The 19,663-nt window shown below is 60.7% G+C and carries 18 protein-coding genes and 1 pseudogene; 16 read left to right on the top strand and 3 right to left on the bottom strand.

Annotated elements, in window-relative coordinates; translation table 11 throughout:
* The first annotated feature begins 63 nt into the window (after positions 1-63).
* Positions 64-1,147 (top strand): annotated as a pseudogene (locus BMX61_RS23240) (IS630 family transposase).
* Positions 1,148-1,715: 568 nt separating this feature from the next.
* Here the strand turns inward: BMX61_RS23240 and BMX61_RS23235 are convergent.
* Positions 1,716-2,666 carry a LysR family transcriptional regulator gene (locus BMX61_RS23235; protein ID WP_075627098.1) on the bottom strand — a complete coding sequence of 317 codons (951 nt, stop codon included), beginning with the start codon at positions 2,664-2,666 and terminating at the stop codon, positions 1,716-1,718.
* Positions 2,667-2,763: 97 nt separating this feature from the next.
* On the opposite strand from BMX61_RS23235, the gene BMX61_RS23230 reads away from it, so the two are divergent.
* The 9 genes from BMX61_RS23230 to BMX61_RS23190 all read left to right on the top strand — a co-directional run bounded on the left by BMX61_RS23230 (position 2,764) and on the right by BMX61_RS23190 (position 12,338).
* Positions 2,764-3,639: a dioxygenase family protein gene (locus tag BMX61_RS23230; RefSeq protein WP_075627097.1), complete on the top strand. Its 876-nt coding sequence runs from the start codon at positions 2,764-2,766 to the stop codon at positions 3,637-3,639.
* Complete coding sequence (locus BMX61_RS23225; RefSeq protein WP_075627096.1) at positions 3,636-4,697, top strand: maleylacetate reductase; 1,062 nt, start codon at positions 3,636-3,638, stop codon at positions 4,695-4,697. Before BMX61_RS23230 ends, BMX61_RS23225 begins: the two co-directional genes overlap by 4 nt.
* 57 nt (positions 4,698-4,754) lie before the next feature.
* Positions 4,755-6,035 carry an ABC transporter substrate-binding protein gene (locus BMX61_RS23220; RefSeq protein WP_075627095.1) on the top strand — a complete coding sequence of 427 codons (1,281 nt, stop codon included), beginning with the start codon at positions 4,755-4,757 and terminating at the stop codon, positions 6,033-6,035.
* 253 nt (positions 6,036-6,288) lie between these two features.
* Positions 6,289-7,008, top strand: a complete 720-nt coding sequence (locus BMX61_RS23215; protein ID WP_075627094.1) for an ABC transporter ATP-binding protein — start codon at positions 6,289-6,291, stop codon at positions 7,006-7,008.
* Complete coding sequence (locus BMX61_RS23210) at positions 7,008-7,730, top strand: ABC transporter ATP-binding protein (protein WP_075627093.1); 723 nt, start codon at positions 7,008-7,010, stop codon at positions 7,728-7,730. The genes BMX61_RS23215 and BMX61_RS23210 overlap by 1 nt, the downstream gene beginning before the upstream one ends.
* The gene (locus BMX61_RS23205) at positions 7,717-8,580 is read left to right on the top strand and encodes a branched-chain amino acid ABC transporter permease (protein WP_075627092.1); all 864 of its coding nucleotides are present in this window, start codon (positions 7,717-7,719) and stop codon (positions 8,578-8,580) included. Before BMX61_RS23210 ends, BMX61_RS23205 begins: the two co-directional genes overlap by 14 nt.
* A 6-nt stretch (positions 8,581-8,586) precedes the next feature.
* The gene (locus BMX61_RS23200) at positions 8,587-9,702 is read left to right on the top strand and encodes a branched-chain amino acid ABC transporter permease (protein ID WP_075627091.1); all 1,116 of its coding nucleotides are present in this window, start codon (positions 8,587-8,589) and stop codon (positions 9,700-9,702) included.
* Positions 9,695-11,449 (top strand): FAD-dependent oxidoreductase, encoded by a 1,755-nt coding sequence (locus BMX61_RS23195; RefSeq protein ID WP_075627090.1) that lies wholly within the window; start codon positions 9,695-9,697, stop codon positions 11,447-11,449. The genes BMX61_RS23200 and BMX61_RS23195 overlap by 8 nt, the downstream gene beginning before the upstream one ends.
* 7 nt (positions 11,450-11,456) lie before the next feature.
* Positions 11,457-12,338 (top strand): intradiol ring-cleavage dioxygenase, encoded by an 882-nt coding sequence (locus tag BMX61_RS23190; protein WP_075627089.1) that lies wholly within the window; start codon positions 11,457-11,459, stop codon positions 12,336-12,338.
* A 126-nt stretch (positions 12,339-12,464) separates the two neighbouring features.
* Here BMX61_RS23190 and BMX61_RS23185 read toward each other — a convergent pair whose 3' ends face one another.
* Positions 12,465-13,376: a LysR family transcriptional regulator gene (locus BMX61_RS23185; protein ID WP_075627088.1), complete on the bottom strand. Its 912-nt coding sequence runs from the start codon at positions 13,374-13,376 to the stop codon at positions 12,465-12,467.
* A 109-nt stretch (positions 13,377-13,485) separates the two neighbouring features.
* On the opposite strand from BMX61_RS23185, the gene BMX61_RS23180 reads away from it, so the two are divergent.
* From BMX61_RS23180 to BMX61_RS23175, 3 genes are all read left to right on the top strand, one after another.
* On the top strand, positions 13,486-14,208 hold the full coding sequence (locus BMX61_RS23180; RefSeq protein WP_075627087.1) for an SDR family oxidoreductase: 723 nt from the start codon (positions 13,486-13,488) through the stop codon (positions 14,206-14,208).
* A 40-nt stretch (positions 14,209-14,248) separates the two neighbouring features.
* A complete protein-coding gene (locus BMX61_RS24840; RefSeq protein WP_170855008.1) occupies positions 14,249-14,392 on the top strand; it encodes a hypothetical protein in 144 nt (47 codons plus the stop codon).
* 74 nt (positions 14,393-14,466) lie between these two features.
* Complete coding sequence (locus tag BMX61_RS23175; protein WP_234794799.1) at positions 14,467-14,766, top strand: Atu4866 domain-containing protein; 300 nt, start codon at positions 14,467-14,469, stop codon at positions 14,764-14,766.
* Between the two features lie 154 nt (positions 14,767-14,920).
* On the opposite strand, the gene BMX61_RS23170 is transcribed toward BMX61_RS23175, so the two are convergent.
* Positions 14,921-15,349: a DUF4112 domain-containing protein gene (locus BMX61_RS23170; RefSeq protein ID WP_075627085.1), complete on the bottom strand. Its 429-nt coding sequence runs from the start codon at positions 15,347-15,349 to the stop codon at positions 14,921-14,923.
* A 307-nt stretch (positions 15,350-15,656) separates the two neighbouring features.
* Here BMX61_RS23170 and BMX61_RS24440 point away from each other — a divergent pair, with 307 nt between their 5' ends.
* The 3 genes from BMX61_RS24440 (at position 15,657) to BMX61_RS23160 (ending at position 19,596) form a co-directional block, all read left to right on the top strand.
* Entirely contained in the window at positions 15,657-15,941 is a 285-nt protein-coding gene (locus tag BMX61_RS24440; RefSeq protein ID WP_139198994.1) for a hypothetical protein, read from the top strand.
* Positions 15,934-17,871, top strand: a complete 1,938-nt coding sequence (locus tag BMX61_RS23165) for an AI-2E family transporter (RefSeq protein ID WP_456119712.1) — start codon at positions 15,934-15,936, stop codon at positions 17,869-17,871. Before BMX61_RS24440 ends, BMX61_RS23165 begins: the two co-directional genes overlap by 8 nt.
* A 537-nt stretch (positions 17,872-18,408) precedes the next feature.
* On the top strand, positions 18,409-19,596 hold the full coding sequence (locus BMX61_RS23160) for a glycoside hydrolase family protein (protein WP_075627083.1): 1,188 nt from the start codon (positions 18,409-18,411) through the stop codon (positions 19,594-19,596).
* Positions 19,597-19,663 lie beyond the last annotated feature (67 nt).

Raw genomic sequence — 19,663 nt, 5'->3', positions numbered from 1 at the left:
TAATACCGAAGCCCGATGAAATTGACTCATGGGATTAGGTTTTCGCGCAAATCATGATTCACCATGACGGAAGGAGATTTTGTCATGGGAAGAGCGCTCACGATCCGTCAGGACTTCACGGCTGATGATCTGCGTCAGCTTGCCAGAAAGAGCCGCGATGCGGCTTTGTCGCGCCGGTTGCTTGCCTTGTCGGTCATTTACGATGGTGGTTCGCGCAGCCAGGCAGCTTCGATGGGCGGGGTTGGTTTGCAGATCGTTCGGGACTGGGTCGAGCGCTTCAACAGAAACGGCCCGGACGGTCTGCGGACCGGAAAGGCCAAGGGCCGCGCGCGGCGGCTAAACGACGAGCAGCGCAAGGCGCTTGTCGCTGCGGTGGAGAAAGGTCCCGTTCCCTATCTCGACGGCGTGGTCCGGTGGAGGCTCGTCGATCTGGTGCATTGGCTCTGGCAGGAGCATCGTATCTCAGTGAGCCGCCAGACGCTTGGGCGCGAACTGAATGCAATGGGCTATCACAAACTCACCGCCCGCCCCAAACACCACGCGCAAGACCCTCAAGCCATGGAGGATTTTAAAAAAACTTCCCCGCCGCAGTGGCAGAGATCGCCGCCGGGGCAGCACGAGGAAGGCGGAAAGAAATCTGGTTCCAAGAGGAGGCTCGCATAGGCCAAAAGAATAAAATCACGCGCCGCTGGGCCAAGCGGGGCACGCGACCTTCTGCGCCGCACGACCACAGAACACCATCCGCCTACATCTTCGGTGCGATCTGCCCCAAGCGCGGCAAAGCAGCGGCACTTGTGATGCCTTGGGTAGTGATACCCATGCGATGAACCAGCATCTGATTGAGATCGCGCGTCACGTTGCCGATGACGCGCACGCCATCCTCATCACGGACCAGGCAGGCTGGCACATGTCCAATACGCTCGTCGTCCCTGGCAACATCACCATTGTGCCGCTGCCACCGAAATCGCCCGAACTGAACCCGGTCGAAAACCTCTGGCAGTTCATGCGTGAGAACTGGCTATCAAATCGCGTCTTCAAATCCTACGACGACATCGTCGGCCATTGCTACGATGCTTGGCGAAAGCTCAAAAACCAGCCATGGCGCATCAGGTCTATCGGTTACCGAAAATGGGCGCATGAGTTCTAATCATTGAGCGTTGGTATAAGTACTCAAAAGGCAGTAGCCGCTGAGTAAATTTAGGCGTCAACTTTGCTTGAATATTATGGTCTGCGGTCCGGATCTTCCGGGGCGCATGTCTCCGCAACGGCGTTGGTCATCGCGGCCTCGACTGGCCTCGACTTGAAGATCCGGCGTTAAGTGACATTGAGCAGCGGGATAAAGAAACAGCTTCCTCGCCTTTGCCTTCGAGGAGGCAAGGGACATTTCGGAATTGGCGGAGTTCAGCCGAAAGGAAGACGCCGACCCCTCGAGGCGTGATCTGGCTGCATGGCTCGAAGGTTAGATCAAGCGAGGACGTTTAAAGCTCGACAATCCCGAAAGCGCGGCGCGCACGCTGATGGATGTGCTGTTAGGGTCGATAGGCGGGGACGGGATGACTGGTCGACACGAGACGGTCGCCGGCGCCGTCTCCGCTGGTACGTCGATTTTTTCTTGCCGGAACGATTGTTTCTTAATGCCGAGGCGAGCGTGTAAGTGCCGGACGCTTGATCGTGTTTGCATTGCCACCGCTCCGCTATCCGATGCTTCGCCGCGCCTAAAGCCCCCAGATCACCGATTCCTCGTGACGCTTGATCAAATGGCGCAGATCTTGGAAGCCCGCGCGCGTAAACTCGGCGAATTGCTCCGCTGCAGGTGTGCGGGGCGCATCGGTGCGTTTCAGGATTGCCAGCGCGCGTTCCGGATGTGGAATGTTGACCGGCAGGGCGGTGATCGTTTTTTCCTTGCGCTGGGCGAAGACGACGCTATGCGGCATCACCGTCAGCGCATCCGCCGATTTCAGATAATTGATGACCCCCATCAGCGAGCCGCCAGAATAGCGGATTTTAATCTCGGTCGCGCCAAAGGACAGCAGCAGCGCTCTCAAATCTGTCATGAGCGGGCTTCCGGGCGGAGGGGCGACCCAGGGGTATTCGAGCAGGTGGCTCGGCTGCGGCCGGCGCTTGAGCAGAAGTGGATGCGTAACGCGGCAGGCGATGACGTTTCGGCCCGGGAGGATCTGTTGAAATTCCAGGCCTGAGCCTTCGTCCAGGATATCGATTGGGCAGATGGCCAGGTCGATCTGGTCGGCTTTGAGCGCTGCCCGCAGATCGGGAAAGTACCCGTAGCTCTGGTCGATGCGAACATCTGGATGGCTTGCTTGAAACTCGGCGCACAGCTCGGAGATCAGCGCGTCCATGAAGAAGGGTGTGCCCCCCACACGCACGACGCCGCTCTTGCCGACACGAAAGCTCTCCAACAGATCGGAGGCCTTTCGAGATGCTACCAGCATGACGAGGCCATGCTCGGCCAGCGCAAGGCCGAGCGGGGTTGGCTGTAGCGGGCGTCGGCCCTTGATGAACAATGGTTCGCCAACCCGCTTTTCCAACATGGAGAGCGTGCGCGAGACAGCGGGCTGCGCCATTCCAACAAGCGCGGCGCCTTCCGTGACGCCACCGGTTTTGACGACGGCAGCAAGTTGGATCAAATGGCGTTCGTCGATCTTCATAACGATCCGTTATATCGATTGCGAATAAAATCATCAATCCGCTTCCCTTCGCCTGCTAGTGTCGCCTTCTCAAGACGGCGGATCTGGGAGGGAAAGCATGTCGTTGGGTGCCAAAGCGCTCATATTCAGCGAGGCGACATCGTCGCAGGCCTTCGCCGAGCGTTTTGCTCTGTCTGCGGAGAGCAAGGTCGCGCAGCTGCTCACCGCCGCGGTGACCGAGGTTCACAATCTCATCAAGCGGTTTCGCCCATCGCAGGACGAGTGGCGCAAGGTCATCGACTTTCTGACGGAAGTCGGCCATGCCTCGGATGAGCGACGGCAGGAATGGGTGTTGCTGTCCGACCTTATCGGCGCTTCTGCGCTGGTCGAGGACATCAATACGCGCCGCCCGACAAGCGCAACGCCCAACACCATCCGCGGCCCGTTCTTTCGCAGCGATGCGCCAGTGCGCGCATCCGGCGCCTCTATTTCTCTCGACGGCATTGGCGAGCCGCTTGCCGTCTCGGTGCGGGTGCAAGATCTCGATGGGTTGCCGATCGCAGGGGCCGAGGTCGTGACTTGGCAGGCAAATGCCGAGGGTTTTTACGAAAACCAGCAGCCGGACCTTCAGCCGGAGCACAATTTGCGCGGTCTCTTCCACACGGATGCCAAAGGACGCTTCGATTACCACTCCGTCATGCCCGCCGGCTATGGCGTGCCCAATGATGGCCCGGTCGGGCGGTTATTGGCCGATGCCGGCTATCCGCTGCGGCGTCCGGCGCATCTGCATTTCGTCATCCGCGCGAAGGGCTTTGAAACGATCACCACCCATATCTATGATGCGAGCGATCCGCATCTTGCCGAGGATGCCCTGTTCGGCGTGCGGCCGGAACTCATCACCTGCTTCAAACCCACCGACATCGGAGGCAGGCGGGGCCGGGCCATCGACCTCACCTTCGTCATGATGCGCGCCAAGCCGGCGAGGGCTGCATGACCCAGTCCTTCTCATATGCTGGCAGCTCAGCCCAGATCGTCTTTGGCGACGGCGCCCGAAGCCAATTGGCGGATTGGGTCCGCAAAGTCGGATGCAGTCGGGCGCTGGTGCTCTCGACGCCGCAGCAAAAGGCGGATGCAGAGGCTTTGGCGCAGGACATCGGCGATCTTGCCGCAGGTGTGTTTTCAGGCGCGACCATGCACACGCCGGTTGATGTGACGGAGGCTGCGATGAAGCTCGTGGCCGAGGCCGAAGCCGATTGTGTCGTGTCGTTCGGCGGGGGCTCGACTACCGGGCTCGGCAAAGCGATTGCCTATCGGACGGATTTGCCGCAGATCGTCATGCCGACCACCTATGCCGGCTCGGAAGTGACACCGATCCTTGGCCAGACGGAGGCAGGGAGCAAGACGACGGTGCGCGATGCGAAGATCTTGCCGGAGGTGGTCATCTACGATCCGGCGCTGACGCTGGGCCTGCCGGTTGCCATGAGCGTCACCAGCGGCCTCAACGCAATGGCTCACGCCGTGGAAGGGCTCTATGCCAAGGATCGCAACCCGATCTCGACACTGATGGCGTTGGAGGGCCTGCGCGCCTTCTCTCGCAGCCTGCGGAAAATCGTTGCATCGCCCCAAGATGCCGAGGCACGTGGCGATGCGCTTTATGGCGCTTGGCTCTGCGGCACGGTGCTTGGCACGGTTGGCATGGCGCTGCACCACAAGCTCTGCCACACGCTCGGTGGCTCGTTCGATACGCCCCATGCGGAAACCCACGCGATCATGCTGCCGCACACGGCCGCTTTCAACGCCGCTGCCGCCGCGCCGGAGCTTGCCGCAGCGGCCGAGATTTTCGGCGGATCCATTGGCAGCGGGCTTTGGGATTTCGCAACAGCCATCGGTGCGCCGCTGTCCCTCAAGGAACTTGGGCTGAGCGAAGCGGATCTTGATCGTGCCGCGTCGATTGCGGTCGAAAATTCCTACTGGAATCCGCGTCCGGTCGATCGGTCTTCGATCCGCGCGCTTCTTCAGGACGCTTTTGAGGGCCGGAGGCCGCAGGACTGATCGTTCGTACGCTATGGGGCGCGCTCTTTGGGAGGAGAGACGACAATGGGAGGAAACATGTTTACCAGACGCGACTTTCTGAAGACCACGGCGGCCGGCGGTGCCGTTCTCGCCACGTCCGGTCTTGCCGCACCGGCGATTGCCCAGGACGTGGCGATCAAGCTTGGTTATGTCAGCCCGCAGACGGGTCCGCTCGCTGCCTTCGGCGAGGCCGACAAGTTCGTCATCGACGCTTTTCTGGCGACGACCAAGAGCAAGGGTCTCAACTACGAAGTCGTGGTAAAAGACAGTCAGTCCAACCCCAACCGTGCGGCCGAGGTGGCGAAGGAACTGATCGTCGATGACGAGATCAACCTGATGCTCGTCTCCTCGACACCGGAAACGACAAATCCGGTCTCTACCACGTGTGAAGCCGAGGAAATGCCCTGCATCTCCACCGTTGCGCCCTGGCAGCCATGGTTCATCGGTCAGCAGGGCAATCCTGGCGATCCGGGATCCTGGAAGCCGTTCAACTATGCCTACCACTTCTTCTGGGGGCTTGAGGATATCATCGCCGTCTACACGGGCATGTGGGGTCAGATCGAGACCAACAAGAAGGTGGGCGGGCTCTTCCCGAATGATGGCGATGGCAATGCCTGGGGCGACAAGGTGGTCGGCTTCCCGCCTGTGCTCGAGAAGCTTGGCTATGGCCTGACCGACACAGGGCGTTATCAGAACCTGACGGATGACTTCTCCGCCCAGATCAACGCTTTCAAGCAGAGTAAAACAGACATTCTGACCGGCGTGATGATCCCACCGGATCTCACCACGTTCTGGAACCAAGCCAAACAACAGGGCCTGAAGCCCAAGATTGCGTCGATCGGCAAGGCGCTTCTCTTCCCGCAAACAGTGGATGCGCTTGGTGAGGCCGGACATAATCTCTCGACCGAAGTCTGGTGGACACCAAGCCATCCGTTCAAGTCGTCGCTGACGGGCGAGACGGCAGCAATGGTGGCAGAGGCCTTCACCAAATCGGTGGGGCGTCCTTGGACGCAGCCGATCGGCTTTTCCCATGCGCTGTTCGAACTTGCCGTCGATGTGATGAAGCGCGCCGAGGATGTCGCCGATGGCGATGCTGTCGCCAAAGCCATCGGCGAGACCAAGCTCGATACGCTGGTCGGGCCCGTCGCGTGGGGCAGCGACAAGCTGCCGCCGTTTGCGCAGAAGAATGTCGCCAAGACCCCGCTCGTGGGCGGCCAATGGCGGCTTAAGCAGGGCGGCGGTTATGATCTCGTGATCGTCGAAAACGGTCTTGCGCCGAATGTGCCGCTGGGCGGAAAGCTGGAGGCTTTGGCTTAGTCTTTTTTCCGTGGCGCGGCGACGACCGCCGAAAAGCCGAATGAGAGAGCCACAACCACTTTCGGATGCACTGCTTGTGCTTTCGCGCATCGTGCTCAAGGCACGATCGCATGAGGCCAAGTCTCCGGTTCCAGATCTTGTGAGCAGCCGAGGGAAAAAACGATCTCCCCTGTCGGGGGGAGATGTCTGCGACGCACCCAGCAGGCGATGTCGTGCCAAACGACCCAATATCGCCGAGCGGAAACGGAACACCATGCCGATACTGGAACTCACTGCAGTCTCGAAATCCTTCGGCGCGCTGGTCGTGGCCGAAGACATCGGCTTTTCGGTCGAGCCGGGTGAGGCACTCGGGATCATTGGTCCCAATGGCGCAGGCAAGTCGACCCTGTTCAACCTGATCAATGGCAATTACCCCGTGGCAAGCGGCACCATTTGTTTCGATGGCCGCGACGTGACGCATCAGCCGCCGATGCAGCGCTGTCTGTCCGGCATGGGTCGTACCTTCCAGATCCCGCAACCCTTTGAGCGGCTTACGGTGTTCGAAAATCTCCTCGTCGCCGCCGCCTTTGGAGCGCAGGAAAAGGAAAGCCAGGTCACCGACCTGTGCGCCGATATCCTGGTGGAAACCGGTCTCATCGCCAAGGCCAACAGGCCAGCCAGCGCGCTCACCCTTTTGGAGCGCAAGCGGATGGAGCTTGCCCGTGCGCTCGCCACACAGCCGAAACTGCTGCTGCTGGACGAGATCGCGGGCGGTTTGACCGAGGGCGAGTGCCGCCAGCTGGTCGCGACCATCAAGCGGGTGCATCAACGCGGCGTCGCTGTCATCTGGATCGAGCACGTGCTGCACGCCCTGACTGCAGTCGTCGAGCGCATCCTCGTGCTGAATTTCGGCCGTGTGATCGGCATCGGCGATCCCGAAACGATCATGGCCTCCAGCGTGGTCCGCGAAATCTACCTGGGTATGGAGGTGTGATGCCAAGCCTCATCGAAACCCGTGGCCTTACGGCGTTCTACGGCGATTTTCAGGCCTTGTTCGGCGTTGATATTCGGCTTGAGCCTGGAGAGACGATTGCCGTCATCGGTGCGAACGGTGCTGGGAAATCGACATTGATGCGCTCCGTCTCCGGTCTTATCGTCAATCGCCACGAGATGATCCTGCATCGCGGCGAGCCGATCGGTGCGCTTGCCGCGCCTGATGTGATGCGCCGCGGCATCGCACTGGTGCCAGAAGGACGGAAGCTTTTTGCTTCGCTCACCGTCGAAGAAAATCTGAAAGTCGGCGCTTGCGGTCGCCAAGGCGATGGGCCCTGGACGCTGGAAACCATCTACGATCTGTTCCCAATTCTCAAGGAACGCCGGCGCAATCCGGCGACCGCGCTTTCGGGCGGCCAGCAGCAGATGGTGGCAATCGGCCGGGCGCTGATGTCGAATCCGCAAATCCTGCTCTGCGATGAAATCAGTCTCGGCCTGGCGCCCGTTGTCATCAAGGATATCTACGCCGCCTTTTCCAAGATCCGCGCCACCGGAGCGGCGATCGTCATCGTCGAGCAGGATATCGCCCAGGCATTGAAGGTCGCAGACCGGGTCTATTGCATGATGGAGGGCCGTATTACCCTTTCCGGCTGCCCGAGGGACCTCGATCGCGCGGACATTCACGCTGCCTATTTCGGAGCGGAGCCCCATGAGCTTCATTGATACGCTTTTGCAGGGTATTTTGCTCGGCGGGCTCTATGCTCTGTTCGCTGCAGGCTTGAGCTTGGTCTTCGGCATCATGCGGCTGGTCAACCTCGCGCATGGCGACCTGATCGTGCTCGCCGCCTTTCTCATTCTGCTCATCGTGTCGACGCTCGGGCTTGACCCCTTCCTGGCGGCCGTGGTTGCGGCGCCGCTGATGTTTGGCCTCGGCTGGCTGTTGCAATATTACCTGCTCAACCGAACGCTCGGCAAAGACATCCTGCCGCCCTTACTCGTTACGTTCGGACTGTCGATCGTTATCCAGAACGGCCTTCTCGAAAGTTTTACGGCCGATAGCCGACGTATCTCAGCCAATGCCATGGAAACCGCGTCAGTCGATTTCGGCGGCATCAGCGCCGGTGTCATGCCGCTTGTCACCTTCGTCTCATCGGTCCTGGTCATCGTGGCGCTGAACCAGCTGATCTATCGCACGTCACTCGGCCGCGCCTTCCGCGCCACGTCGGATGACGTGGTGACCGCGACCCTGATGGGCATCCGTCCGAATTCCATCTTTGCCATCGCCACTGGCACGGCCATGATGATCGTCACAGTGGCGGCCCTTTATCTGGGCATGCGCGCCAACTTCGATCCGACGGCCGGGCCTGCACGGCTGATCTATGCGTTCGAAGCCGTCATCATCGGCGGGCTCGGCTCCCTCTGGGGGACGCTTGCCGGCGGGATCATCCTTGGTGTTGCCCAAACCGTCGGTGCTGCCATCAATCCGGAATGGCAGATCCTGGCCGGGCATATCGCATTCCTCCTCGTCCTTCTGTTCCGGCCGCGCGGCCTTTTCCCTCGAGCAATGGATTAAGCCGCCATGACAACAGGTTTTAATTCCATCCGCACCGAGATCGAGCAGCCCCAAGCCTGGCGCGTGGAAACGCGCACACGGCTTTCCGGCGCCATCGCCGTGGTGGCGATTGTCGCGGTGGCGGTGCTGGCGGCGGCTCCCGTCTTCGTTTCGCGCGGCGTGGTGCAGGATCTGTTCTTCATTCTCACCATGCTGACGCTGGCGCAGAACTGGAACCTGCTCGCCGGCTATGCAGGGCTTATCTCCGTCGGCCAACAACTCTTCGTCGGCTGCGGCGCCTATGCCCTTTTTGGGCTGGTGATCCTTGGTGGTCTCGATCCGATCCTCGCCATTCCGATAGCCGGCCTCTTGGCGATGCTCGTTGCCGTCCCGACGGCCTTCTTCTCCTTTCGCCTCTATGGTCCTTATTTCGCGATTGGTACCTGGGTCATTGCCGAGGTCGGGCGCCTGCTCTTCGCGCAGTGGAAGATGCTTGGCGGCGGGACAGGCACCTCGCTGCCACGCGAGGCGACCAAAGACATGCTCGGCCTTTCGCTGCTTCAGGATTGGTTCGGCATGCGCGCGTCTGCCGCTGCCGATGCCCTTGCCTACTGGCTGGCGCTGGCGCTGGCGACGCTGACGATCGGCCTTGTCTACAAGCTCTTGCGCTCGAAGCAGGGACTGGGTCTGGCTGCCGTGCGCGACAACGAAAACGCAGCACGTGCGATCGGGGTTGATGCCCGAAGGCTCAAAACCGCCATCTACCTTCTGACGGCCTTCCTCACGGGTGTTGTCGGCGCGCTGATTTATCTGCAGAAGGCCCGCATTTCACCAGATGCCGCGTTCTCTCTGACCGATTGGACGGCCTATGTCGTCTTCATCGTGGTCATCGGCGGCATCGGCACCATCGAAGGCCCGATCCTCGGCGTCCTCGTGTTCTTCCTGTTGCAGAACGCCTTTTCGAATTACGGCTCCTGGTATCTGCTGGCGCTGGGGGCACTGGCGATCGTCATCATGCTGTTTGCGCCGAGGGGACTTTGGGGGCTGATCTCCGATCGCACCGGTTGGGAACTCTTTCCGGTCCGCCGCCTCCTGAAGGGCGGACCACCGATAAAGACTGACAAGGGAGGGCCGCATGGCTGACATCACCACAGACGTTTTGATCATAGGAACGGGACCTGCGGGCTCCGCAACGGCCGCCCTGCTTGCGACCTATGGCCTCGAGCCGCTGATGATCAACCGCTATCGCTGGTTGGCGACGACACCGCGTGCGCACATCACGAACCAGCGCACCATGGAGGTTCTGCGCGATCTCGGCCGTGAGGTGGAGGACGAGGCCTATATGTTCGCGACTGAGCAGGATCTGATGGGCCAGAATGTCTTCTGCACAGCCGTCGCGGGCGAAGAGATCGGCCGCATGCAGAGCTGGGGCAATCACCCGCTCTCGCGTGCCGAGCATATCCTGTCCTCGCCGGGCCGCATGAACGATCTGCCGCAGACCTACATGGAGCCGCTGCTCTTCAAGACAGCCTGTTCGCGCGGCGCCCAGTCGCGGATGTCGACGGAATATCTGAGCCATCTGCAGGACGATGAGGGCGTTACCACGACCTGCCTGGACCGGATGACCGGAAAGCAGATCACGATCCGCTCGAAATTCCTGATCGGTGCGGATGGCGGCAATTCCAAAGTTGCCGAGCATGCAGGTCTTACCTTCGAGGGCAAGATGGGCGTGGGCGGCTCCATGAACATCCTTTTCGAATGCGACCTCTCACAGTATGTCGCCCACCGCCCATCCGTCCTTTACTGGGTGCTGCAGCCCGGCGCCGATGTCGGCGGGATCGGCATGGGGCTGGTGCGCATGGTCAGACCATGGAAAGAATGGCTGATCGTCTGGGGCTACGACATCAATCAGCCCGCGCCACAGGTCGACGAGGCCTTCGCCACAAAGGTGGTGCGCGACCTCGTCGGCGTTGCGGATCTGAAGCCCGTCATCAAGTCGGTCTCGACCTGGACGGTCAACAACATGTACGCGACGACGCTGTCCAATGGTCGCGTGTTTTGCATGGGCGATGCCATCCACCGTCATCCGCCGTCAAACGGGCTTGGCTCCAACACCTCTATTCAGGATGGCTTCAACCTTGCCTGGAAGCTGGCGATGGTGCTGCGGGGACAGGCAGGCTTGGGCCTGCTGGAGAGCTATCAGGCAGAGCGTGCGCCGGTCGCCAAGCAGATCGTCACCCGCGCCAACAAATCGATCGAGGAATTCGGGCCGATCTTCAAAGCGCTCGGCCTGCTTGATTCCGTCGATCCGGTGAAGATGCAGCAAAACATGGATGCGCGCTGCGACGATACCGCTGATGCCGAGCAGCAACGCACTGCGATCCGCCAAGCCATAGCCAACAAGGTCTACGAATTCGATGCCCATGGCGTCGAGATGAACCATCGCTATGACTCCAAGGCGGTGGTGAAAGACGGGCAGCCCGCACCTGCTTTCGAGAAGGATCCCGAGCTGCATTTCCAGCCGACCAGTTGGCCGGGGGCTCGGCTGCCGCATGCATGGCTCTTTGGCGCAGACGGCGGAAAGGTGTCGAGCCTCGATTTGACCGGTCATGGCGTCTTCACCGTCCTCACGGGCATGGGTGGCGACGGCTGGGTGGCGGCGGCAAAGGCCTTGTCGGATGAATTCGCACTCCCGATCACTGTTCACAAGATCGGCCCGCGGCAACCCTGGCAGGACCTGACGGGCGACTGGGCGCGGGCCTGCGAAATCGGCGATTCCGGCGTCTTGCTCGTGCGGCCGGATCACCATGTCGCGTGGCGCGCGGATGACGCAATTGCTGATCCGAAAGCCGCGTTGTCCCGCGTGTTGACGACAATTCTGAATCGGTGAGGGCATCATGGGCACTGAAGAGCAGGGCTATTTCACCGAGGAAAGCTCCACGGAGGTCGTGACGAGCCGCAATGCGGGCGCAAAAAGCGCGCGACTGAAGGAGGTGATGGAGGTCGTCACCCGCAAGCTGCACGAGGCCGTGAAGGAACTGGAACCGACGCAGGAGGAGTGGATGGATGCGATTCTGTTCCTCACCCGCACCGGCCATATGTGCAACGAGTGGCGGCAGGAGTTCATTCTTCTTTCCGACGTGCTCGGCGTCTCGATGCTGGTCGATGCGATCAACAACCGCAAACCGTCCGGCGCCTCCGAAAGCACGGTGCTTGGGCCGTTCCATGTCGCCGATGCGCCGGAACTTCCATTAGGGGCCAATATCTGCCTCGACCAGAAAGGGGAGGACATGGTGATCGGCGGCCGCATCCTCGATATCGAGGGCCGACCGATCGAAAACGCTGTCCTTGATGTCTGGCAGGCGAATGACGAGGGGTTCTACGATGTCCAGCAGCAGGGCATTCAGCCGGATTTCAACCTTCGCGGCATTTTCCGCACCGGCAGCGATGGATATTACTGGTTTCGTGCAGTGAAACCAAAATATTATCCAATCCCGGACGATGGCCCCGTCGGCCAACTCCTGGCCGCACTGGGGCGTCACCCGTATCGACCAGCTCATTTGCACTATATTATCAAGGCAGATGGCTTCGAGACACTGACGACCCACATCTTCGATCCCGATGACCCTTATATCCATTCCGATGCCGTGTTCGGTGTCAAGGAGAGCCTGTTGGCCGAGTTCAGGCTGATGGATGATCCCGCACAAGCAAAGGACCTTGGCTTCGACGGCAAATTCTGGAAAGTCGAACATGACTTCGTGCTTGCGCCAGCGCGATGACGAGGCGCGGTCGTCGGTGGTTCCCGGATAGTTGGAGCTGCCTCCGGACGGGCGCATTCTGCGCTCTCCGGGTGAGGACTTATTGATAAAGGCAACCATATTGCCGTCGTTGTCAGGCAGGTGGCCTCACCCATCCAGCCGACCATTCGACCGCCGCCGCTGCAAATGCTCGACCAGCGCCCTGAGTTTCGGCGCCATATTCCGGCGGCTAGGGTAGTAGAGGGAGAAGCCGGGAAAGCGGGGGCTGAATTCCTGGAGGATCGGCACCAGTTCTCCGCGCGTGATCGCCGACCGGAAACTGTCCTCCATGCCGAAGCTAATGCCGGCGCCTGCGCAGGCAAGCTTGATCATTAATGCCATGTCGGTGGTCGTCACCGTATCGGCAACGGCGACAGAGAAGGGACGACCCGCTTCTTCGAACTCCCACCGATAGGGAGCGGCGTTTACGGCTCGACGCCAGCCGATGCAGCGGCGGCTTGCAAGTTCGCTCGGGTGAGTCGGCGTTCCAAACCGCCCGAGATAGTCAGGCGACGCCACCGCCAATTGGCGCTGCTCCCCCGAAACGACCACGGCGATCATGTCTTGAGCGATCACCTCTCCAAGTCGTACCCCGGCGTCGTAGCCCTCCGCGACGATGTCAAACTCCTCGTCGGTGACCGTGACGTGCAGCGTCACCTCCGGGTTTTCCTCCAGAAACGTTGAGAGCAGCGGCCCGGACAGGAAACTTTCGGCAATGGACGAGACGGCAAGCGTCAGCTGCCCGCGTGCTCGGCCGCGAAGGTTGGCGGCGGCCTCCATGGCGTTCTGCATGTCGCGAAGTGCTGGGGCGGCATCGGCATAGAGCCGCTCTCCGGCCTCCGTTAACGCCACGCTGCGTGTCGTTCTGCTCACAAGTGCGATGCCGATCGTCTCTTCGAGCTTGCGGATCATCTGGCTGACGGCCGAGCGGGTGACGCCCAGTCGGTCGGCTGCGGCGCGAAAGCTCTTCTCCTCTGCAACGAGCGCGAAGACGGAGAGTGCGTTGAAGTCGGGCTGCATTGGTTAGTTTTCCTTACCGCCGCGTGAACATATGCACGGCTTATCACGACAATGGCCCGAGCTTATTCTCCTGGCTACCGCAATCGAGCGGATGCAAGAGGAAAAAGTCATGGACAAAGTCGTTCTCATCACGGGTGGCTCCAGCGGCATCGGGGTCGGCATCGCCCACGAACTCGCCAAGGCCGGTGCCACCATCGTGCTTGGCGCGCGCGTCACGGATCGCCTGGAAGCGGTCGCGGAGCAGCTCCGTGCGGCTGGCGGAAAAGTCATGACGCACAAGGTCGATGTGACTGATCGTGCCGACGTCGCGGCCTTCGCCGAGGCGGCCCGTCAGGCGTTCGGGCGGATCGATGTCGTCGTCAACAATGCCGGCGTCATGCCGCTGTCACCAATGGCGTCGCTGAAGGTCGACGAGTGGGACAGGATGATCGACGTCAATATCAAGGGCGTGCTTTACGGTGTTGCTGCCGTCCTGCAAGAGATGACCGAGCGTGGCTCCGGCCAGATCATCAACATCGCCTCGATCGGCGCGCTTCAGGTGGTGCCGACCGCAGCCGTTTATTGCGCCACGAAATACGCGGTTCGAGCGATTTCCGATGGTCTGCGCCAGGAAAACGACAAGCTGCGCATCACTTGTATTCATCCCGGCGTCGTCGAAAGCGAGCTTGCTAGCACGATCACCGACCCGACTGCGATCGAAGGCATGAAGGCCTATCGCGCCATCGCGCTGACGCCGGATGCGATCGGCCGCGCGGTTCGTTTTGCGATCGAACAGCCCGAGGATGTTGACGTCAACGAGATCGTTGTTCGTCCCACCAGAGCGGCGGCCTGACCGGCGCTAGGAAGCAACGAGGCAGCAAGCGGAGAACACGATGCTTCAGCAGACCGGACCCCATGCTGCGGCCGCCGGCGCCGCCTCGCGTCTCGGCTGCTTTTGCGAGCGGATCGAAGCGGGCGGTGGTGAGCCCGCCGTCGAGCAGCCGACCAAGACGCCACTGGAGGGGCATCTGCCATGAGCAATCTCCTCCTTAGTCTCATCACGACCACATTATTCGCAGTGGTGGCCCATAGCGCAACAGCGGAGAATTCCATGCCTACTCAATCGAACACCTCTGAAAGCACCGACACGGGGCTCGAGACCCAGCCGCAGAGTCATCCCTATCTTGGCATGTGGGTTACCGGTGACGGCCGCATCCGTCAGGAACTGCTCCCCACTGGTCGTTACGACGAAGCCCGCGGGAGCCGCCGAAGCGCCTACCAGGGCCGCTACCGCGTAACCGGCGCGCACATCGACTACTGGGACGACACGGGTTTCACCGCCGATGGCACCTTCGTCGACAAGGACACGCTGCATCACGGCGGAATGATCTTCTACAGGGAAAAAGGGTGACGCAGGTGGCGTCGATACAGCCTCCATCTCATGCGGGTGCCGCCGCGGCTACCGGCTGCACCCGTCTATGACCGGTGATGGAAAGGCATCATGTCTCCCATTTCGAAGAGGGCGCGTCCTGCGCCACGCGAGAGCGGTCCGCTCGCCTAATCCCTCACCGCTTGCGCCGCAGTTCTTCCGGCTGAACACCGAAATGATCGAGAATGATCTGGACGTTGCGGCGATGCGACTTGAAATAGACATCGAAAAGATCGCCCAACAGCGGCACGCCGCCGATGAAAGAATCCATCGCCACATTGCCGATCATCCTCGCCAGTTTTTCCGGCGGAACGCCGAGGCGGCGAGCCTCGTTGACAATGTAGAGACCAACAAGAGCGCCAGCGCCGTCGCCGAGAAGTGGAACAAGGCCAAGCACGGAATCCGCGCCGAAGCGGATGCGCGTACCGGGAATGCCAACGGCCGTATCCATCAGGCGCGACAGGCCGGATAGCCGGCGTAATTTCAAAAGACGCTGCTCCACGCCGAATGTGTCGCTTGAAGCATTCGAACCAAAACCGCCTGCATTCCAAGTTCGTGCTGCCACAGTAACCTCCGGCGTCAGAAAACTTAGGAAAAAATGGGTGGGCGGCGCTCCATTTCAAGTCGAAGCCATGGATCTTCGAATGGTCTCGACGTGGCGGGCGTAAAGGGGCTTTGACAGAAACTGAGGCTGTGCACTTTCAAGACCATGGAGCTTGCCAAGGTCATTGCCGGAAACGACGTGGTCGAAACCGGGTCTAAGAAAATAGGGACAGCTTTACTGCGCAACGCGCCAAAGCTATCGGTCATGGCGAGCGACTGGTGAAACACCACCAGCAGAGCCGGCCAAATGATTGAAAGCGATCGCTTAGATGGCGGCGGAAAGTCTCATCGAAGCGGTCAACGCCTCCATGGGTCCGCGCGCGACAACCCTGCTCTATGTGCTGATCGTCTTTCACCTCCGCGTCACCCTCTCTGACACCACCTGGGCATTCGGCGATTACTTCTCTGAGCCAGGTAAATGGCCGTGGTTTTCCGGCCGCGAAATTTTTTCAGGAATGGCTCGATCAGTTTCAGCTCTGATGCATTTACCCGTGCAGGCCGGACTTTGCGGCGACACATTCACTTTTGGGGAAAGCTGTGAGCGGCATCGATAAAAGCGCAATCGCACGGACAGCCATTCCGAATGTCTCTGGCGCGCTCGCCGCGTCGACCCTCTCAGGCCGAACCATTCTCATTCTGATCGGTGTGGCCGTCATTCTGTCTGTCGGGCAGGAAGTCTTCATTCCCCTTGCGCTTGCCCTGTTGCTGACCTTCACGCTGGCCCCGATCGTTAGCTTTCTGCGCAAGCGCCGCGTGCCCAAGATCGCTGCTGTCCTCATGGCGGTGGCGAGCGCCTTTCTGGTGATTGCGGCTTTCGGCTTCATCGTCGCCGGACAGGTTGCCAATTTGGCGGACAATATTCCCACCTACCAGCGCAACATCGTCACGAAGGTGCAGGCGCTGAGCCAGGCCGGATCCGGCAACGGGGTGCTGGAGCATATCAGCAAGGTCGTCGAGCGCATCGGCGCGGAAATGCAGGACACTGCCGAGGAAAGCAAGGAAGACGCGGCCCCACAGTCCTCCAGGCGGGACCCGATGCCCGTTGAGATCATAACGCGCTCCAACCCTGTTCAAACGCTCGGAAACTTCATCCTGCCGCTGATCAGCCCGTTCGCGACGGCGGGTCTCGTGATCGTTCTCGTGGTCTTCATGCTGCTGGAGCGCGAGGACTTGCGCGACAGGTTCATCCGTCTCGTCGGGCTCGGCGATCTGCACAGGACAACGGCAGCACTTCAGGATGCTGGGAAACGCGTCGGCAAGTATCTCCTGATGCAGCTGGTCGTAAACGCGCTGTATGCCCTGCCGATCGCGGTCGGTCTGTGGTTTCTCGGCATTCCGAATGCCATTCTCTGGGGAGTTCTCACGCTCGTTCTGCGCTTCGTCCCCTATATTGGCCCAGTGATCGGCATGATCCTGCCGCTGTTTCTGGCGCTGGCGATCGCGCCGGGCTGGTCGCTGGTTGCATGGGTGGCGGCGCTCTTCATCGTGACGGAACTGGTGAGCAACAACGTCGTCGAGCCTTGGCTTTATGGAAGCCATACCGGCCTCTCCCCGCTGGCGATCATCGTTTCCGCCATCTTTTGGTCCTGGCTGTGGGGGCCGGTTGGATTGATGCTGTCCACGCCGCTCACCGTCTGCCTCGTCGTGCTTGGCCGCTACGTTCCACAGTTCAGCTTCCTGGACGTGCTCCTTGGGAACGAGCCCGTTCTGCAGCCACAGGAGAAACTCTATCAGAGACTTCTTGCCGGCGATCCGAACGAAGCGACCGATAACGCCGAGGATTTTCTGGAGAGCGAATATCTCCTCGACTATTACGAGCAAGTCGGATTTCCGGCTCTGAAACTCGGTGAGATGGATCGGCAGCGGGGCGTGATGACGGAAGCGCAAATCGCCCTGTTTGCGTCCACGACCCAGACACTGATCGGCAACCTCGCTGAGATCGCCAACGAGGAAGAGGCGGAAGACAATCAAGACCCAACCGCGCCGGCCGCGCTGGAAGAGGCGACTGAAGACCCCGACCTGTCGGCGGTCAAGCGCAAGTCGGTCCTTTGCATCGGCGGCAGAGGCGCGATCGATGACGCTGCTGCGTCGATGATTGCGCAAGTCCTCGCGATCGAGGGGGCGACGGTTTCCCAGGCTGAACATACAATGATCAGCGGACCAACCATCAACCTGCTTCGCCTCGCGGAGATCGACACCGTCGTCATCGCCTTTCTGAATTCTGGCTCCAAAGCCCATGCTCGCCAAGCGGTACGGCGCCTCAAGCGGCAGAAGCCGTCGCTACGGGTCGGGATCGTCATGCCCGGGATCGGTGGCGCGACCGAAAGCCCCGTAGCGGCGGAGGATATCGATGCCGACTTCGTCGCGACAGGCATCGGCGACGCTGTCCAAGACGCTCTGTCGGACGGAGACGCTGTTGCCATCAAGGTCACGAAACGCCTCGGGCGGGCTCGCGAACGAAAAATCAATCCACTCGTCGCGTAGGTGACGCATCAAAGCTGGATGTTAACAGGGGGTTGGTCGTCGACGTCCTCCGGGAATTTTTCGAATGATCTGAGACGAGCAAATGCCAGCACGGCATCGAGATCAGTACAAGGCCGTAATCGACGACAAGGGCAAGACCACAGGTAAGGCCCAGCGTCTCGACACTGTTCCCGCTGCATCGCTACTCGATGTCAAGAGCCGTCTTCAACAAGTCCTATCGACGAGACATCCTGCACGACATCGTGCTGGGAGGCGTTTTCCGCGAGCCCGGCCGGCTCGTTTCTGATCGAGAGCCGCTATCGGGTCCAATTCCATCAACGATACCGGTTGATGCTCCGGCCAGTGCTCGAATCTGGGCACAGCCATTGCCTTACCAGGCGAACCGGCTCGCAATCACAACCTGCCCATTCCATGCATACGATGACGCCATGGCCTAAGCGCCGCCATGGCGAATAGCCAAAACTGACGGCAGCTATCTTGACTACATGAGTGGACAAGTTGATGGTGTTGCAACAGGATGAAGCGAGAGGCGGAACGATGCATCTTTCCATGTGGACCTATCCCTGGGACCTTCAGGATCAGGGACTTGAGCGTGCAGTTTCCGAGCTTCGCGACCAGGCAGGGCTGAATACGATCAGCCTTGCCACCTCCTACCATGCAGGGCGCTTCCTTCAGCCGCGCAGCCCTCAGCAGAAGGCCTATTTTCCCGAGGACGGGACGGTTTATTACCGCCCGCAGGACGAGACGTGGGCGGGCAGGGAGATCCGTCCGCTCATGGCCGCCAATGTCGCCGAGCGGGGAGACATGCTGGCCGCGCTGCTTGCGGCACGCGCCGAAGGCGGCATGAAGGTCTCCTGCTGGACCGTTTGTCTGCACAACACCCGACTTGGCATGCTGCATCCGGCCCATGTGACTCGCAATGCTTTCGGCAATGCCAACTACTACAATCTCTGCCCCTCCAGCCCGGCCGCCCGTGACTATGTGGTCACGATGGTCGGCGAGATCACCCGGCTCTACAAGCCTGACATGCTGGAGCTTGAAAGCCCGAATTTCATGGGGTTTGCCCATGAGTTTCACCATGAGAAGGATGGCGTCGGCCTTTTGCCGGAGGATGATTTTCTGCTGTCTCTGTGCTTCTGCGATCATTGCATGGCAAGGGCAAAAGCGGCCGGCGTGGATGCGGACAGCGCGCGGTCTGCCACCCGCCGCTTTATTGCGGAGATGTGCGACCGCGAAGTGCCGCAAGCGCAGATTCCCGGCTTCCCCGCCGAGGGCATCGACGCCTTTGCCGCCTGGCCGGCATTGCACGCCTACCTGTTGTGGCGCACCGAACCGGTCACGAGCCTGGTCGCCGAGATCCGTGCCCAGGCCGACCCTGCCACGAAAATCGTCCTGATCGACCTCAAGGATGGCTGGCTTGGAGGTGTTGATCTTGCCGCCGTGGGCCAGCATTGCGATGGGGCGATCCTCTGCTGCTATTTCATGGAGCCGGACGCCATCTCCGCCCTGATCGAAGCCGGACGTGCAGCGCTCGGCCCCGAAAAATTCCTGGGCGCGGGTTACCGGGTGTTCTATCCGGAAGTGCTGTCCGCCGAGGCCCTGGCGGCACGCGCGCGCGCTGCCGTCGATGCCGGTGCCGACGGGATCAATTTCTACAATTACGGCCTGATTCCCGCGCCGCGGCTCGGCTGGGTGCGAAAGGCCGTCGACGGCCTGATCTCCTGATCCCTTTTTACAGCCGGATTTACGTGACTACATGTATGGACAAGGTAGCATGTGGCTCGCCTAGGCT

This window comes from Xaviernesmea oryzae, assembly GCF_900109605.1.
Lineage (GTDB): Bacteria > Pseudomonadota > Alphaproteobacteria > Rhizobiales > Rhizobiaceae > Xaviernesmea > Xaviernesmea oryzae.
Note: the sequence above shows the minus strand (reverse complement) of the source record. Positions and strands in the feature narration are given on the sequence as shown.

Bases quoted from the DNA above. Each gene is read 5' to 3' on its own strand.
- BMX61_RS23235 (WP_075627098.1), bottom strand. From the start codon at position 2,666: ATGAAGATCGACGAACGCCATTTGATCCAACTTGCTGCCGTCGTCAAA.
- BMX61_RS23230 (WP_075627097.1), top strand. From the start codon at position 2,764: ATGTCGTTGGGTGCCAAAGCGCTCATATTCAGCGAGGCGACATCGTCG.
- BMX61_RS23225 (WP_075627096.1), top strand. From the start codon at position 3,636: ATGACCCAGTCCTTCTCATATGCTGGCAGCTCAGCCCAGATCGTCTTT.
- BMX61_RS23220 (WP_075627095.1), top strand. From the start codon at position 4,755: ATGTTTACCAGACGCGACTTTCTGAAGACCACGGCGGCCGGCGGTGCC.
- BMX61_RS23215 (WP_075627094.1), top strand. From the start codon at position 6,289: ATGCCGATACTGGAACTCACTGCAGTCTCGAAATCCTTCGGCGCGCTG.
- BMX61_RS23210 (WP_075627093.1), top strand. From the start codon at position 7,008: ATGCCAAGCCTCATCGAAACCCGTGGCCTTACGGCGTTCTACGGCGAT.
- BMX61_RS23205 (WP_075627092.1), top strand. From the start codon at position 7,717: ATGAGCTTCATTGATACGCTTTTGCAGGGTATTTTGCTCGGCGGGCTC.
- BMX61_RS23200 (WP_075627091.1), top strand. From the start codon at position 8,587: ATGACAACAGGTTTTAATTCCATCCGCACCGAGATCGAGCAGCCCCAA.
- BMX61_RS23195 (WP_075627090.1), top strand. From the start codon at position 9,695: ATGGCTGACATCACCACAGACGTTTTGATCATAGGAACGGGACCTGCG.
- BMX61_RS23190 (WP_075627089.1), top strand. From the start codon at position 11,457: ATGGGCACTGAAGAGCAGGGCTATTTCACCGAGGAAAGCTCCACGGAG.
- BMX61_RS23185 (WP_075627088.1), bottom strand. From the start codon at position 13,376: ATGCAGCCCGACTTCAACGCACTCTCCGTCTTCGCGCTCGTTGCAGAG.
- BMX61_RS23180 (WP_075627087.1), top strand. From the start codon at position 13,486: ATGGACAAAGTCGTTCTCATCACGGGTGGCTCCAGCGGCATCGGGGTC.
- BMX61_RS24840 (WP_170855008.1), top strand. From the start codon at position 14,249: ATGCTTCAGCAGACCGGACCCCATGCTGCGGCCGCCGGCGCCGCCTCG.
- BMX61_RS23175 (WP_234794799.1), top strand. From the start codon at position 14,467: ATGCCTACTCAATCGAACACCTCTGAAAGCACCGACACGGGGCTCGAG.
- BMX61_RS24440 (WP_139198994.1), top strand. From the start codon at position 15,657: ATGGCGGCGGAAAGTCTCATCGAAGCGGTCAACGCCTCCATGGGTCCG.
- BMX61_RS23160 (WP_075627083.1), top strand. From the start codon at position 18,409: ATGCATCTTTCCATGTGGACCTATCCCTGGGACCTTCAGGATCAGGGA.